Origin of the sequence: Cupriavidus sp. BIS7 (genome assembly GCF_000292345.1) — a bacterium.
Lineage (GTDB): Bacteria > Pseudomonadota > Gammaproteobacteria > Burkholderiales > Burkholderiaceae > Cupriavidus.
Genome location: NZ_ALOU01000065.1, coordinates 1 through 722 on the forward strand (window position 1 = coordinate 1; position 722 = coordinate 722).

Sequence of the window (722 nt, forward strand, 5' to 3'; positions counted from 1 at the left end):
GGTTCGCGTTGGGGTCTGCGCGGTACGGAAGACCTGGGCGGTGGCCTGAAGAGCGTGTTCGTGCTGGAAAGCGGCTTCAGTGTCGACACCGGCACGATGCAGCAAAGCAGCCGCCTGTTCGGTCGTCAGGCTTTCGTCGGCTTGTCGCACAGCACCTTCGGTCAGGTCACGCTGGGCCGCCAGTACACCTCGCTGTTCGCGGCGATGGCGAACTTCATGCCGACCGCCTATGCCACGCAGTATGAGCCGGCAGCCTTCATGGCCGGCAACAACTTCCGTGAAGACAACACGGTAGCCTATACCGGCGCATTCGGTCCGTTCACGGCGTTGGCGCACTTCTCGTTTGGCGCCGGCGTGCCCAGCCTGCCGCTCGGCACGATCCCGCCCGCCACACAAGCCATTGGTGGTGCGAACGGTGAAACCCCGGGTGCGTTCCGTCGCGACAATGCCTTTGGTGTGGCCGGCGTCTACTCGGCAGGCCCGTTCGGCGCGGCCATTGCCTATGACCAGTGGAATCCGTCGATCAACAACCTGGCCGGCACTCCCACGGGCAGCACCGCCACGCTCAAGAAGGCATCGGTTGCCGGCAGCTACGCCATTGGGCAGGTTGCCAAGATCATGGCTGGCTACCGCTGGGGCGAGGCCAACAACCACAGCAATGGCAGCCAGCTCCAGCGCGACGATTACTACTGGATCGGTGCCAACTACCAGGTAACGCCGGC

1 protein-coding gene is annotated in these 722 nt (G+C 64.3%); it reads left to right on the forward strand.

Going from position 1 to position 722, the window contains the following annotated elements; genetic code table 11:
* The coding region (locus tag B552_RS0121225; protein WP_019451067.1) for a porin at positions 1-722 on the forward strand (722 nt) is incomplete at both ends.